This is a genomic window from uncultured Ramlibacter sp., assembly GCF_936925435.1.
In the GTDB taxonomy this organism is placed as follows: domain Bacteria; phylum Pseudomonadota; class Gammaproteobacteria; order Burkholderiales; family Burkholderiaceae_C; genus Ramlibacter.
The window spans coordinates 60,429-74,133 of record NZ_CAKZHQ010000049.1 but is presented as its reverse complement, the minus strand read 5'-3'; the positions used below and the strand labels follow the sequence as shown (position 1 = coordinate 74,133).

Genomic DNA, 13,705 nt, shown 5'->3' with positions numbered 1-13,705 from the left:
CGCGCATGCGCCTGGCCGACCTCGCACGCCGGCTCTGGCCGGCCCTCCTGCTGGCCGCCTCAGGCGCCCTGGCCCAGCCCTGCGGCTCGGTGCAGGACATCCCCGACGCGCTGCGCCGGATCGAACCGCTGGCGCAGGCCCCCGCCGGCGTGTCAGATGCCACACCGGTGCGCCTGCCCGACACCCTCCCTCTGGAGGCGCGCCGCGAACGGCAGCGCATCCGCTATGAAGTCGACGTCTCGGCCTGCGCCGCAGCGCCCGCTGCGGCGCTGTGGGTCTTTCGCGTCGGGGCGCCCTACCGCATCAGTGCCGATGGCCAGCCGCTGGCGCTGATGAGCGCCAACGCCATGGCCGCCACCGGCAGCCCGCGCCTGGAGCAGGACACGGGCGGGGGCATCTACAACGGCCGCATTCCGGCGCTGTTTGCGCTGCCCGCCGGGGTGCGCAGCGTGGTGATCGAGTTGCAGACCCTGCCCTACATGCCCGCCGGCCTGGTCAAGCTGCGCACCGGGCCGACCAACCAGTTGCTGCCCGAGCACACGGCCTCGGTACGCTCGGTCATCGGCTACGCGGATGCCGCCTCGGGCGTGGTGCTGGTGGTCGGGCTGTTCGCCCTGCTGCTGTGGCTGCCGCGCCGGCGCGGCCTGAACCTGCTGTGGCTGGCGATGGCCTGCGGCCTGTGGGGCGTGCGCGGCCTGGTGTATTTCGACAACACCGTGCCGGGCAATCCCATCCTGTTCGAGCAGCTCAATCCGGTGAACGCGCTGCTGGCCGCCGCTGCCATTGCAGCCTCCGCCCTGCACCTGATTCTTGCGCCCGCGCAAAGGGCGGCCGCCCTGCGGGTGCTGTTGGTGCTGACCTTGCTGGTCCTGGGCGGCCTGGCCGCCAGCGTGCTGGCCGGCCACGGCACAGGCATCGCGCGCGCCCTGACCCAGATCACCGGCACCGGCTTCATCTGCTGGCTGGGCATCGCCATCTGGCGACGGCGCCAGGCACTGCCGGCACGCCACACGGCAGGCCTGATCGCCTGCGTGCTGACCGTGCTGTCCTGCGTGGTGCACGACCTGCTGGTGGTGGCCGGCGTGCTGCCGCCGACCTCGCACACCCTGCTGTTCTGGGGCTTCATCGTCGTCCTGATGGGCTTTGCACTGATGTCGGGCGAGTACGTGGTCGCCACGCTCAACCGCGCCGAGCGCAGCAACGAGGAGCTGGAACTGCACGTGGCGCGCAAGACCCGGGACCTGGAGGACAGCTATGTCCGGCTACGCGAGAACGAGCAGGAAGCCGTGCGCGTGCAGGAACGCGAACGGCTGCTGCGCGACATGCACGACGGCCTGGGCGCGCAGCTGATGACGGCCTTGCGCGGCGTGGAGCGCGGCGCGCTGGCGCCGCAGCAGGTGGTGCAGTCGCTGCAGGACAGCCTGGACGAGTTGCGCCTGCTGATGGACAGTACCGACATCGGCCACTACCTGCCGGGCGCTCTGGCGGCTTGGCGCAACCGCTGGGATGGCCGCCTGGCGGCAGCCGGCGTGGCGCTGGACTGGGACATCGACGAATCGGTGGACCAGGTGCAGCTGCCCAGCGACACCGCTCTGCAGGTGATGCGCATCCTGCAGGAAGCCGCAACCAATGTGGTCAAGCACGCGCAGGCGCAACGCCTGTTGCTGGCCGCGCGGGTGCGCGAGGTGGCGGGCCGGCGCACGCTATCGATCGAGATCGCCGACGACGGCGTGGGTCCGGGCGAGGAGCCTGCCCGCGCCGGTGCGCGCGGCCTGAAGAACATGCACTACCGCGCCGGGCAGATCGGCGCTGCGCTGGCCATCGGTGCGCGCGCAGCGCCGCTGCGCGGTTGCCAGGTGGTGCTCAGCCTGCCCCTGGCGTAAGAGCCAGCACCTCAGGCCACCAGGCCGCGCCGCGCGGCTTCCATCGTGGCCTCGGCACGCGAGGAGATGCCCAGCTTGCGGTAGATGTCGCGCACATAGCTGCTGACCGTGGACGGCGTCAGGCCCAGCAGGGAGGCTGCCTCCGTCGTGCGGTAGCCCTTGGCGATCAGGCGCAGCACATCGGCCTCGCGCTCGGTCAGCTTGACCGCGGGGGCCTGCGCTTCCGGCGCGGCAGCCGGCCCGGGCGATGCGCGGAAGTGGCGCAGCATGCGCAAGGCGATCGATGGCGACAGCGCGGGCTCGCCGATCTCGATGCGCTGCAGCTGGGCCATCACCACCGGACCCGGCTGCGACTTCAGGATGTAGCCGGAAGCACCGGCGCGCAGTGCCGGAAAGACATGGGTGTCGTCGTCATGGATGGTGGCGACGATCACGACCGCCCCCTCCCGCGCGGCCACCAGCTGCGCGATCAGCTCCTCGCTGGTGCCGTCCGGCAAGCCCCAGTCCACCAGGGCCAGCCCGTAAGCGTGGCTGCGCATGCATTCGCGGGCCTCGGCCAGCGTTGCCGCCATGTCCACGCGGCGCACGACGGGCAGGGCCAGCGGCAGGATTTCCGCCAGCCAGCGGCGCGGTTCGTCCAGGTCTTCGACGATGAGGGCGCGTTCGAACAGCGGGTTCCCGGGCATGGCGCAGTCTAGAGCTGCCACTGCGGGCTCACAACCCGGAACCAGGGGGGGCGACCCCTGAAACAAGGGGTATCCAGTTGTAACCGAGATTTGTACGCTGGCGGCTCCTCAATCTTCCTGCCAAGGAGTGCTGTCCATGACCCGTTTGCCGCATCCCGATCGCAAGCTGCTTTGCGCCTGTCTCGCTGCCGCCGGCCTGCTGGCCGCGTGCGGCGGCTCCGATGATCCCGCCGCCCCCGCTGCGCCGGCCGCCACCACAACCACCGTCTCCGGCGCAGTCGTCAAGGGCCCGGTCAATGGCGCCAATGTCTGCGCCTACAAGGCGACGGCCGCCGGCAAGGGCGAGCAGCTCAAATGCGTGAGCAGCGGCGCCGCCGGCAGCTATTCCATGGACCTGGACTACGTGGGTGACATCGTGGTCGAGGCCAGTGGCGGCAGCTACACCGACGAGGCGACCAACACCAGCAAGACCCTGAGCGACCCGATGCAGGTGGTGCTGGCCAGCCAGGGCGGCGCCACCACTGGCGTGATCACGCCGCTGACCTCGGCGGCCTTCAGTGTCGCCAAGACCGCCTCCGGCGGGGTCAGCAGCGCCAGCTTCGCAACGGCCGCCGGCAGCGTGGCCAGCCAGTTCCAGCTGAGCGGCGTGAACCTGGCCACCACGGTTCCGACGGTGACCGGAACGACCAATGCTTACGGGCAAATCCTGCGTGCCGTGTCGCAGTACGTCGCCAACGGCAACTCGCTGGGCTCGGTGCTGACCCTGTCGTCGCCGACGGCGCTGCAGGGCGGCTTCGGCACCGCTTACGCCACCATCAATGGCACATCGCTGACGTTCACGTTCAACGGCGCCACGACGGGCGGCACCGGTGGAACGGTTGGCACCGGCGGCACGGGTGGAACCGGAACCGGCGGCACCGCGGGCAACAAGACGCTGGTGATCACCGTCGGTGTGGCCGGCACGACGTCCACCGTGACCATCCCGAATGTGCCGCAGCCAACCACGCAGACCGAGTTCTGCGACGGCTTGGCCAATGACACCCAATTCAAGCAGCTGGCCGCCGGCGGCACGTTCACCATCAACAGCTGTTCGTACTCCGGCAACACCGGCAACATCGCCGCGTCCATCAGCGCGTCGGGCTTCAACGTCGCCTACACCATCAAGTACGCCTACCAGTAAGACCCGCGGCTCAGCGGCCGAACAGGCCCTTGATCAGGCCAGTGGCGGCGCCGGCACCCGGCAGCACCGCGTCGACCGCGCTTTGCAGCGGGGTGGCCGGTGCAGCGGCGGGTGCGGCAGCAGCACCCGGCGTGCTGGGCGCGCCAGGCGTTGCGGAAGCAGCGTTACCGCGGCCGCTGCTGTCCTCACCCAGCATGGCCATGGTGTTGGCCTTGACGCGCACACGCACAGCCCATTCCGGCTCCCAGGCGATCTTGGGGTCGGTGGGGCGCGGCGGATGCGCGAAATTGCTCTCGCTGCCATAGGCAATCATGCGCAGCATGGCGGGGCTGCCGTCGCCACGCGCGGCGCCCTCGGGGCCGGCAAAGATGCCCTTGGGCACGGCGCAGGCCGTGGTCTCGGGCTTGAGCAAGGTGTTGTCCTTGAGCCAACGGTCGATCGAGGCATTGGGCAGGTAGTCGAACAGGCCCATGCCGGAGTCGGCGTTCTCGGCGCTGGACCACATCACCAAGTCGTTACCGACCTGACCCATGGCATGCAGGAAGTAGGCGCGCACCTGCGGCACGGCGGCCCAGTTCAGCGCGATGCTGTCCTTGAGGCCGCCACGGCTTTGCAGCTCGATGGCCGGCATCAGGTTCTGCGCCGCAGCCAGGGTGAACTTCATCGAGGCCGGCACGCCCTCGCCCAGCACCTGGTGCTCGCCCACCAGAGATGCATCGCGCGGCACGTTGACGCGGTTCTTCTCGTTGGGGAACAAGGCGTGCTGGGGCGTGACGCGGGCGCCGCGGTCCGGCGCATTGCGCCCGGCAAAGGCCGCGCCCATGTCGGCCGGGTTGGCGCGTGCCAGGTCGATGACGCGCGGCTGGCCGCCGCGCACCGCATTGCCGCAGCCCCAGTAAATCAGGATGCGGCCCTTGGGCGTTTCACGGCGCATGTCTTCGCTCATCTCACCGGGCTCGCGCTCGCGCGGCACGGCTTGCGGCTGCGGCGGCACCAAGGGCAGCTTGTCGCCCATGCGCAGACCGGGCGGCACGGCTTGCGCCGCTTCCGCGCCGGGTTTGAGGCTGTTGTACAGCGCGATGTCCAGCACGCGCGCCGGCATGACGTTCATGCCGCGGGCCTGGCCGTAGCTGGTGTTGCCGCCGCCCGGGCCGCCGCGGCCTCCAAACATGCCGCCCATGCTGGCGGGCATGTCCATCTCGGGCATGCCCGCCATGCCGCCGGTGGACAGGTCCATCCACAGCTGCAGCTTGGGCGGCTTGACGTTCTGTTGGGCGCCGGCGCCGAACGCCAGGCACAGGCCAGCCGCCAGCAAGGCGGGCCGGGTCGAAAGCAAAGTCCTTTTGGTCATGGAATTTCCTCCGGTCAACAACAAAAAAATCAGTTGCGGCGCAGCTTCTCGATCAGGCCGTTCAATTCGTCGAGCGAACCGAACTGGATGGCGAGCTCGCCCATCTCCTCGGTGCGGCCATGGCGTTTGACGCGCTTTTTCACGCGCACCTCGACCTGCGCCATCAGCAGGTCCGACAGCTCTTCCTCGACGCGGCGCAGGTCGCGCGACTTTTCCTTCTTGGGCTTGGGCGAGACCAGGTTGAACTCGGCGCCCAGCTTCTTGACCAGGCTCTCGGCCTCGCGCACCGACAGCTTCTTCGCGGCGATCTGGTTGCCGGCGGTGATCTGGGCCGCACGGTCCAGCGACAGCAGCGCGCGGGCATGGCCCATGTCGATGTCGCCGGCCATCAGCATGGTCTGCACAGGTTCGGCCAGGTTGAGCAGGCGCAGCAGGTTGGAAGCGGCGCTGCGCGAGCGGCCGACGGCCTGGGCCGCCTGTTCATGGGTGTGGCCGAATTCCTTGACAAGGCGCTGCAGGCCCTGGGCTTCTTCCAGCGGGTTGAGGTCTTCGCGCTGGATGTTCTCGATCAGCGCCATGGCGGCGGCGGCCTCGTTGGGCACGTCGCGCACCAGCACCGGCACGCTGTCCAGGCCGGCCAGCCTGGCGGCACGGAAGCGCCGTTCGCCGGCGATGATTTCGTACTTGCCGGCGTTGGCGCCGTCGGCCAGCTGGCGCACGAGGATGGGCTGCATGATGCCCTGGGCCTTGATCGACTCGGCCAGCTCGTAGAGCGCGCCCTCGTCCATGCGGGTGCGCGGCTGGTACATGCCGGCGACCATGTCGTCCAGGCGCAGCGAGGCCGGCGCGCCGGGGTTGGCGGAGGGCGGCTGGGCGGGGCTGCCATCGGGCTGGGCCGTCGGGCCGAGCAGCGCTTCCAGGCCGCGGCCCAGTCCCTTGGGTTTCTTCGTCACCATGCAATCACTCCCGTATTTCTTGCGTGTCTTTCCGTGGGGCACCGCGGATCCGGCTTTGCCGGTCCGCTGGTGCCGCCCCCTTGAGGGGGAGGCGGCCGCAGGCCGCTTCGGGGGAGAGCCATATTCAGTCTTTCATTAAATCTTGCAGCAGCACATGGCCTTCGGGCCAGCTCGCCAGGCCGGAGTCGGCATTGATGTGGCCGCAGTCGCCGTAGTCCATGAACTGCGCGTTCCAGGCGTGGCCGAACAGGCGGGCGCGCTCGAACTCGCAATAGGGATCGTTGCGGCTGGCCAGCAGCACGCTGGGAAACGGCAGGGCCTGCAGCTCGATGGGCGACCAGGTGGGGATCTGGTCGCGGATGTCCGGCCGCTCGACGTCGCCCGGCGCCACCAGCAGCGCCGCCTTGACGCGGTGCGTGTTCTTCGAGCGCGCCGCCCAGGCGGCCGTGAGGATGCAGCCCAGGCTGTGGGCCACCAGCACGGTTGGCTCATCGCACGACAACAGCACCTCTTCCAGCCGCGCCACCCAGTCGCCCCGCAAGGGCTTCATCCAGTCGTGCTGTTCAACGCGCACATAGCCATGGCGCGCTTCCCACAGGCTTTGCCAGTGCTGCGGCCCGCTGTTTTCCCAGCCGGGCAGGATGAGGACGTTGGAAGGCTTCATTTGCTCCTCTTTTGATAGCTGCTCAGGCATGTTCCATGCGGTCTACAGGCCAATTCAACTTTGGACATGTCTACATCTTGCGGATCCGCTCGACCATCTCGTTGGCAAACTCGACAAAGGCCACGCTGCCGCGCGCCGAAGGGTCGAAGACCACGCCCGGCAGGCCGTAGCTCGGCGCTTCGGCCAGGCGCACGTTGCGCGGGATGACGGTGTTGAAGACCTTGTCGCCGAAGTGCGCTTTGAGCTGCTCCGAGACCTGCTGCTGCAAGGTGATGCGCGGATCGAACATCACGCGCAGCAGGCCGATGATCTGCAGGTCCTGGTTCAGGTTGGCATGCACCTGCTTGATGGTGTTGACCAGGTCGGTCAAGCCCTCGAGCGCGAAGTACTCGCACTGCATGGGCACGACCACGCCGTGGGCGCAGCACAGGCCATTGAGGGTCAGCATCGACAGCGAGGGCGGGCAGTCGATCAGCACGAAGTCGTACTCGGCGTCGACCGCGGCCAGGGCCAGCTTCAAGCGCTTCTCGCGCCGCTCCACCTCGACCAGCTCCACTTCGGCGCCGGCCAGTTCGCGGTTGGCGCCCAGCACGTCGTAGCCGCACTTGTCGCTGCGCACACGCGCCTCGGCCACCGAGGCCGACTCCAGCAGCACGTCATAGACCGTGAGTTCGAGCTTGCGCTTGTCCACGCCCGAGCCCATGGTGGCATTGCCCTGGGGATCGAGGTCCACCATCAGCACGCGCTGGCCGATCTTGGCCAGTCCGGCCGCCAGGTTCACCGTCGTCGTGGTCTTGCCAACCCCACCCTTCTGGTTGGCAACGCAAAAAATCTTGGCCATCAGTTTGTTCTTCTGTTCTTTTACTTGGAGAAGGCGAGCTTGACGCCGAAGCCGATCAGGAAGACACCGGCGATCTTGTTGAGCACGCGGGTGATGAGGGGGTTGGCGCGCAAACGCTCAGCCAGGTGATGGGTCAACAGCACGACCGTCAGGCCGTAGAGAAAAGTGAGCGTGGCAATGGTCGCTGCCATCACGCCGAAGGTCAGCATGCCTTGGTGCCGGGCCGGGTCAACGAACAGCGGGAAGAAGGCCATGTAAAAGACGATGGCCTTGGGGTTGAGCAAGGTGATCAGGCTGGCCTGCTTGAAGTAGTGGCGCGGCTGGATGTTGAGCACCGGGGCATCGCCCGGCTTGGCCATCAGCATCCTGAAACCCAGCCAGGCCAGGTAGGCGGCGCCCAGCCACTGCACGGCATGGAAGGCCGCCGGGTAAGCCACCAGGAGAGCCGCCACACCGGCCACGGCCGTCCACATCAACACCTGGTCACCGGCGATCACGCCCATGGTGGCGGCCAGGCCACCGGCGATGCCGCCCTTGCTGGTGGAGGTGATCAGCGCCAGGTTGCCGGGGCCCGGAATCGCCAGAAAAATGATGATGGCGGCGACAAACGCGCCGTAGTCTGCAACGCCAAACATGGGAATCCCCCGGAAACTGGAAGGCTGAGTTTACGTGAGGGTCCCAGTTTTTCTGAGCCAGATGATGTGACGTTCTGCACCCAGACCGGGCACTTGCAACTGTTCCACGTGAAACACAGAGGCGGTGGATGGCAAAGCCGCCATCTCGGCCTCGGGCAGCTTGCCCTTCATGGCCACCCAGACCCCCTGCTCCGCCAGAGCCCCGGCCGACCAGATGACGAAGTCAGCCAGCGAGGCAAAGGCCCGGGAGCTCACCACGTCGTAGGGCTGGTCCAGGTTTTCCACCCGGTTGTGCAGGCCGCGCAGATTGGCCAGCTTGAGCGAGACCGCCACCTGCTGGATGAAGGCCGCCTTCTTGGCCACCGTGTCCACGCAATCCACACGGATGTCCGGGCAGCAGATGGCGATGACCACGCCGGGCAGGCCGGCGCCCGAGCCCACGTCCAGCAGGCGCAGGGCTTGGTTGTTGGTCTGGCGGCGCAGTGGCGCAATCACGGCCAGGCTGTCCAGCAGATGGTGGCTGAGCATCTCCGCCGGGTCGCGCACGGCCGTCAGGTTGTAGACCTTGGTCCATTTCTGGATGAGGCCCAGGTAGGCCAGCAGCTGGGCCACTTGCCCATCGTCCAGGACCAAGCCCAGCTCGGCGGCGCCAGCGCGCAGATCGGACTCCAGACTCACGCCGCCGCCTGCCCTTCCTGGTTGGCGGCCGTCTCGAAGCCCTTGAACTTGCTCTTCTTCAGGTGGACCAGCAACAGCGAGATGGCCGCCGGCGTCACCCCGGAGATGCGAGAAGCCAGGCCAAGAGTCTCCGGCCGGTGCTTGCTCAGCTTTTGCCGGATCTCGATGGACAGGGCCGGAATCTGCATGTAGTCCAGCTCGGCCGGCAGCTTCAGGTGCTCGTAGTGGGCGGCGCGCAGAACCTCGTCCTTCTGCCGGTCGATGTAGCCGGAGTACTTGGCGGCGATCTCGATCTGCTCGATCACCGGCTCCAGCAACTCGCCCAGTGTTTCACGTGAAACAGCGTGGTTGGCCAGCCGGCCATCGTCCAGGGACATCAGGTCGGCATAGCTGACACCGGGTCGGCGCAGCAGGTCGCCCAGGTTGTGCTCGTGTTCGATGGACTTGCCCAGCACCCGCTGCGACTCCTCGGCCGGCAGGTTGCGCGGGTTCACCCAGGTCGTCTTCAGGCGCTCTGTTTCACGTGAAACAGCATCGCGCTTGCGGCTGAAGGCATCCCAGCGGGCATCGTCCACCAGGCCCAGCTTGCGGCCGTCCTCGGTCAGGCGAAGGTCGGCGTTGTCTTCGCGCAGCTGCAGCCGGAACTCGGCCCGGCTGGTGAACATGCGGTAGGGCTCGGTCACACCCTTGGTGATGAGGTCGTCGACCAGCACGCCCAGGTAGGCCTGGTCGCGGCCCGGCACCCAGGCCTCCTGGTCCTGGCACAACCGCGCGGCATTGATGCCGGCGAACAGTCCCTGGGCCGCCGCCTCTTCGTAACCCGTCGTCCCATTGATCTGGCCGGCAAAGAACAGGCCGGCGATGGACTTGGTCTCGAAGCTGCTCTTGAGGGAACGCGGGTCGAAGTAGTCGTATTCGATGGCGTAGCCCGGCCGCAGGATGTGGGCGTTTTCCAGCCCGGCCATGGAACGCACCAGCTGGTACTGGATGTCAAAAGGCAGGCTGGTGGAGATGCCGTTGGGATAGAACTCGTTGGTCGTCAGGCCTTCGGGCTCCAGGAAGATTTGGTGGCTGTCCTTGTCGGCAAAGCGGTTGATCTTGTCTTCCACACTGGGGCAGTAGCGCGGGCCAACGCCCTCGATCTTGCCGGTGAACATGGGACTGCGGTCAAAGCCGGAGCGGATGATGTCGTGGGTGCGCTCGTTGGTGTGGGTGATCCAGCACGGCAGCTGCTGCGGGTGCATGGCCCGGTTACCCATGAAGCTGAACACGGGGACAGGATCGAGGTCACCCGGCTGCTCTTCGCACTTGGAGAAATCGATGGTCCGGCCGTCCAGGCGCGGCGGCGTGCCGGTCTTCAGGCGGGCCTGCGGCAGCTTCAACTCTTTCAGCCGGGCCGACAGCGAGATGGCGGGTGGATCACCGGCGCGGCCGGCGGCGTAGTTGTTCAGCCCGACATGGATTTTGCCGTCCAGGAAGGTGCCGGCCGTCAACACCACGGCACGGGAGCGAAAGCGAATGCCAACTTGCGTCACAGCCCCCACCACACGGTCGCCCTCCACCATCAGGTCGTCGACAGCTTGCTGGAACAAGGTGAGGTTGGGCTGGTTTTCCAGACGCCGGCGGATGGCGGCCTTGTAGAGGATGCGGTCGGCCTGGGCCCGGGTGGCGCGCACGGCCGGGCCTTTGCTGGAGTTGAGGATGCGGAACTGGATGCCGCCCTCGTCGGTGGCGATCGCCATGGCGCCGCCCATCGCATCGACCTCCTTGACCAGGTGGCCCTTGCCGATGCCGCCGATCGAGGGGTTGCAGCTCATCTGACCCAGGGTCTCGATGTTGTGGGTCAGCAGCAGGGTCTTGCAGCCCATGCGTGCCGAAGCCAGGGCCGCTTCTGTGCCCGCATGGCCGCCGCCGACCACGATCACGTCGAATTCTTCAGGGTAAAGCATTGGGGGTGGGCGCTGGGCGCCGAGGGCCGCTGGCCCGGGAGAAGCCGCGATTTTACCGGCTGCCTCTTCTTTGTGCAGAAAAGCTGTGCGGCCCTGTGTTGCAATCCAGGGCATGAAAGTCCTCGTCTTTGCCGGCAGCACCCGCCAGAACTCCTACAACCGCCGTCTGGCCAAGCTCACGGCCGCCATGGTCCGCTCCAGCGGCGCCGAGGCCACCCACATCGAACTGGGCGACTTCGACATCCCCATGTACAACGCCGACCTGGAAGCGCGCGGCACGCCGGCCGACGTGGTTCGCCTCAAGGAGCTGGGCCACGCCCACCCGGCCTGGATCATCTGCACGCCCGAATACAACGCCAGCTACCCTGCCCTGCTGAAGAACACGCTGGACTGGATCTCCAGCCCCATCCAGGGCGACCCGCTCTGGTCGGACGGCTTTCGCGCCACACGCGGTAAGGTGGCCGGTGTGCTCAGCGCCTCGCCCGGTGGTCTGGGCGGCCTGCGCTCGCAAAGCCACCTGGCGCCCCTGCTGCTGAACCTGCATTTCTGGGTGGCGCCGACCAACCACGCCCTGGGCCGCGCAGGCGATGCCTTCACACCCGAGGGCGAGCTGGCCAGCGACGCCGCCAAGGCCCATGTTCAAGCCGTGATTGACCAAGTCATTTGGGCTGCAGACCGCTTGCAGCAAGCCTGAGCAGCTACAAAACATATAGCACCATGGACTGTCGCCCGGGCTGCGGTGCCTGCTGCACCGCCCCTTCCATCAGCTCCGCCATCCCCGGCATGCCCCAGGGCAAGCCGGCCGGCGTGCGCTGCGTGCAGCTCGATGAGGCCAACCGCTGCCGCATCTTCGCCAGCCCCGAGCGCCCCGCCGTCTGCGCCGGCCTGCAGCCCTCGGCCGAGATGTGCGGGCCTTCGCAGGCGCATGCGATGCACTACCTGACCCAGCTGGAAGCGCTGACGCGCTGAGCGGGTCTGTCATCCCGGCCTGCAGGGTTGGCAAGGCCGGCGGCAGGGGTGGCCGGACTCCGGTCACGCTCGCGGACGACGGCCTGCGCTCGCCAATGTGATTGCGTCAACACCGCGGTTGGCACGCCATGTCTGTGGCAACCGCGAATGGACCTGCGCCGACCACCCCAACCACCGGCCTTCAGCTGACATGGTGGCAAACCACCGGTGGCGCGCCGGAACATTGGCTTCGCGGCAGCCGGTGTCCGGGCTGCGGCCTTCGGGCATCGCCGTGCGCCCGGCACGGGTTGCTTCGGCGCGCGAGGGGCACCCTCCGGGCTGCCAGGGAATGCCGCCGACCAGGCGGCACGCTGACCGTTGGACGCAAGCCCGGACACCGGCTGGCGCGAGCACGGTGCATGCAAGACATGGATCCCGGTTCGAGCCCGGGGCGACAAGCGCGTCAGAACGGATAGTGGCGCGGCGTGGTTTGGATGGTGATCCAGCGCAGCTCGGTGAACTCGGCGATGCCGGCCTTGCCACCGAAGCGGCCGATGCCGCTGCCCTTGACGCCGCCGAAGGGCATTTGCGCTTCATCGTGCACCGTCGGGCCATTGACGTGGCAGATGCCCGAGTCGATCTTGCGCGCCACGTTGAAGGCCCGCGCGATGTCGCGGCCGAAGACCGCGGACGACAGGCCGTACTCGTTGTCGTTGGCGCAGGCGATTGCCTCCTGCGTGTCCTTGACCCGCACGATGCACTTGACCGGGCCGAATGTTTCTTCGTGGTAGATGCGCATCTTGGGCGTGACGTGGTCCAGCACCGTGGCCGGCATCAATGTGTTCTCGGCCTTGCCGCCGCACAGCAGCTTGGCGCCCAGGGCCAGCGCGTCGTCGATCAGGGCGTTGCAGTGGTGCACAGTCGACATGCCGACCACGCTGCCCAGCACCACGGGCTCGGGCTTGCGCGGGTCGCCCAGGGGCAGGCTGCTGGCCTTGGCGGCGAACTTCTTGGCAAACTCGTCGGCCACCTTCTGGTCGACGATCAGGCGCTCGGTCGACATGCAGATCTGGCCGCTGTTGGCAAAGCAGCCGAAGGCCGCGCCATTGACCGCGTCCTCGATGTCGGCATCGTCGAGCACCACCATGGGCGCCTTGCCGCCCAGCTCCAGCACCACCGGCTTCAAATACTTGGCGCAGGTCTGCGCAATGATGCGGCCCACGCGCGTGGAGCCCGTGAAGTTGACGCGGCGCACGGCCGGATGCGCCACCATGGCCTCCACCACAGCGCCCGCGTCTTCCGGCGCATTGGTGATGTAGTTGACCACGCCGGCCGGGAAGCCCGCTTCCTGGAAGGCCTCGATGATCAGCTGGTGCGTGCGCGGGCAGTTCTCCGAACCCTTGAGCACCACGGTGTTGCCGCAGGCCAGGGGCACGGCAATGGCGCGCGTGGCCAGGATGATGGGCGCGTTCCAGGGCGCGATGCCCAGCACCACGCCGGCCGGCTGGCGCACGCCCATGGCCAGCGAGCCCGGCACGTCGGACGGGATCACCTCGCCGCTGATCTGGGTGGTCAGCGATGCCGCTTCACGGACCATGCCGGCGGCCAGCATCACATTGAAGCCGGCCCACATGCCGGTGGCGCCGGTCTCGGCCGCCACGGCTTCGATGAACTGCGGCACCTTGGCTTCCATCTTCTCGGCGGCCTTGAGCAACAGGGCGCGGCGCTCGCCGGGACCGGTCTCGCTCCAGGTCTTGAAGGCCTCGGCCGCGGCTTCCACCGCCAGCACGGCATCGGCCGGCGAGGCGGCCGGTGCGCGCGTGGCCACCGTGCCGTCGAGGGGATTGCGGCGCTCGAAGGTCGCGTTCTTTTCGGCGCTGACCTTCAGGCCGTTGATGAGCATGGACAGATCGGACATGGTGTTCTCCTTCTAG

The 13,705-nt window shown here is 67.8% G+C and carries 13 protein-coding genes; 4 read left to right on the top strand and 9 right to left on the bottom strand.

Annotated elements, in window-relative coordinates; all coding sequences use genetic code 11:
* Positions 1-5 precede the first annotated feature (5 nt).
* On the top strand, positions 6-1,883 hold the full coding sequence (locus Q0632_RS19835; protein WP_298933449.1) for a hypothetical protein: 1,878 nt from the start codon (positions 6-8) through the stop codon (positions 1,881-1,883).
* An 11-nt stretch (positions 1,884-1,894) separates the two neighbouring features.
* Here Q0632_RS19835 and Q0632_RS19830 read toward each other — a convergent pair whose 3' ends face one another.
* Entirely contained in the window at positions 1,895-2,569 is a 675-nt protein-coding gene (locus tag Q0632_RS19830; RefSeq protein ID WP_298933447.1) for a response regulator transcription factor, read from the bottom strand.
* Positions 2,570-2,705: 136 nt separating this feature from the next.
* Between Q0632_RS19830 and Q0632_RS19825 the strand changes: the two genes are divergently transcribed.
* Positions 2,706-3,749, top strand: coding sequence for a hypothetical protein (locus Q0632_RS19825; RefSeq protein ID WP_298933445.1), 1,044 nt, complete (start codon positions 2,706-2,708; stop codon positions 3,747-3,749).
* Positions 3,750-3,759: 10 nt separating this feature from the next.
* Here the strand turns inward: Q0632_RS19825 and Q0632_RS19820 are convergent, their stop codons facing one another.
* From Q0632_RS19820 to mnmG, 7 genes are all read right to left on the bottom strand, one after another.
* On the bottom strand, positions 3,760-5,100 hold the full coding sequence (locus Q0632_RS19820) for a hypothetical protein (protein ID WP_298933443.1): 1,341 nt from the start codon (positions 5,098-5,100) through the stop codon (positions 3,760-3,762).
* Positions 5,101-5,129: 29 nt separating this feature from the next.
* Positions 5,130-6,056: a ParB/RepB/Spo0J family partition protein gene (locus tag Q0632_RS19815; protein ID WP_298933441.1), complete on the bottom strand. Its 927-nt coding sequence runs from the start codon at positions 6,054-6,056 to the stop codon at positions 5,130-5,132.
* 124 nt (positions 6,057-6,180) lie between these two features.
* Entirely contained in the window at positions 6,181-6,720 is a 540-nt protein-coding gene (locus Q0632_RS19810) for an alpha/beta hydrolase (RefSeq protein ID WP_298933439.1), read from the bottom strand.
* Positions 6,721-6,790: 70 nt separating this feature from the next.
* Positions 6,791-7,561 (bottom strand): AAA family ATPase, encoded by a 771-nt coding sequence (locus tag Q0632_RS19805; RefSeq protein WP_298933437.1) that lies wholly within the window; start codon positions 7,559-7,561, stop codon positions 6,791-6,793.
* Positions 7,562-7,581: 20 nt separating this feature from the next.
* A complete protein-coding gene (locus Q0632_RS19800; RefSeq protein WP_298933435.1) occupies positions 7,582-8,196 on the bottom strand; it encodes a LysE family transporter in 615 nt (204 codons plus the stop codon).
* 30 nt (positions 8,197-8,226) lie between these two features.
* Positions 8,227-8,874 carry a 16S rRNA (guanine(527)-N(7))-methyltransferase RsmG gene (gene rsmG / locus Q0632_RS19795; RefSeq protein ID WP_298933433.1) on the bottom strand — a complete coding sequence of 216 codons (648 nt, stop codon included), beginning with the start codon at positions 8,872-8,874 and terminating at the stop codon, positions 8,227-8,229.
* On the bottom strand, positions 8,871-10,823 hold the full coding sequence (gene mnmG, locus Q0632_RS19790; protein WP_298933431.1) for a tRNA uridine-5-carboxymethylaminomethyl(34) synthesis enzyme MnmG: 1,953 nt from the start codon (positions 10,821-10,823) through the stop codon (positions 8,871-8,873). The genes rsmG and mnmG overlap by 4 nt, the downstream gene beginning before the upstream one ends.
* A 112-nt stretch (positions 10,824-10,935) precedes the next feature.
* Here mnmG and Q0632_RS19785 point away from each other — a divergent pair, with 112 nt between their 5' ends.
* Positions 10,936-11,517 (top strand): NADPH-dependent FMN reductase, encoded by a 582-nt coding sequence (locus Q0632_RS19785; RefSeq protein WP_298933429.1) that lies wholly within the window; start codon positions 10,936-10,938, stop codon positions 11,515-11,517.
* A 23-nt stretch (positions 11,518-11,540) separates the two neighbouring features.
* Entirely contained in the window at positions 11,541-11,792 is a 252-nt protein-coding gene (locus Q0632_RS19780; protein WP_298933427.1) for a YkgJ family cysteine cluster protein, read from the top strand.
* 442 nt (positions 11,793-12,234) lie between these two features.
* Here Q0632_RS19780 and Q0632_RS19775 read toward each other — a convergent pair whose 3' ends face one another.
* Complete coding sequence (locus tag Q0632_RS19775) at positions 12,235-13,689, bottom strand: aldehyde dehydrogenase (RefSeq protein ID WP_298933425.1); 1,455 nt, start codon at positions 13,687-13,689, stop codon at positions 12,235-12,237.
* Positions 13,690-13,705: the final 16 nt, after the last annotated feature.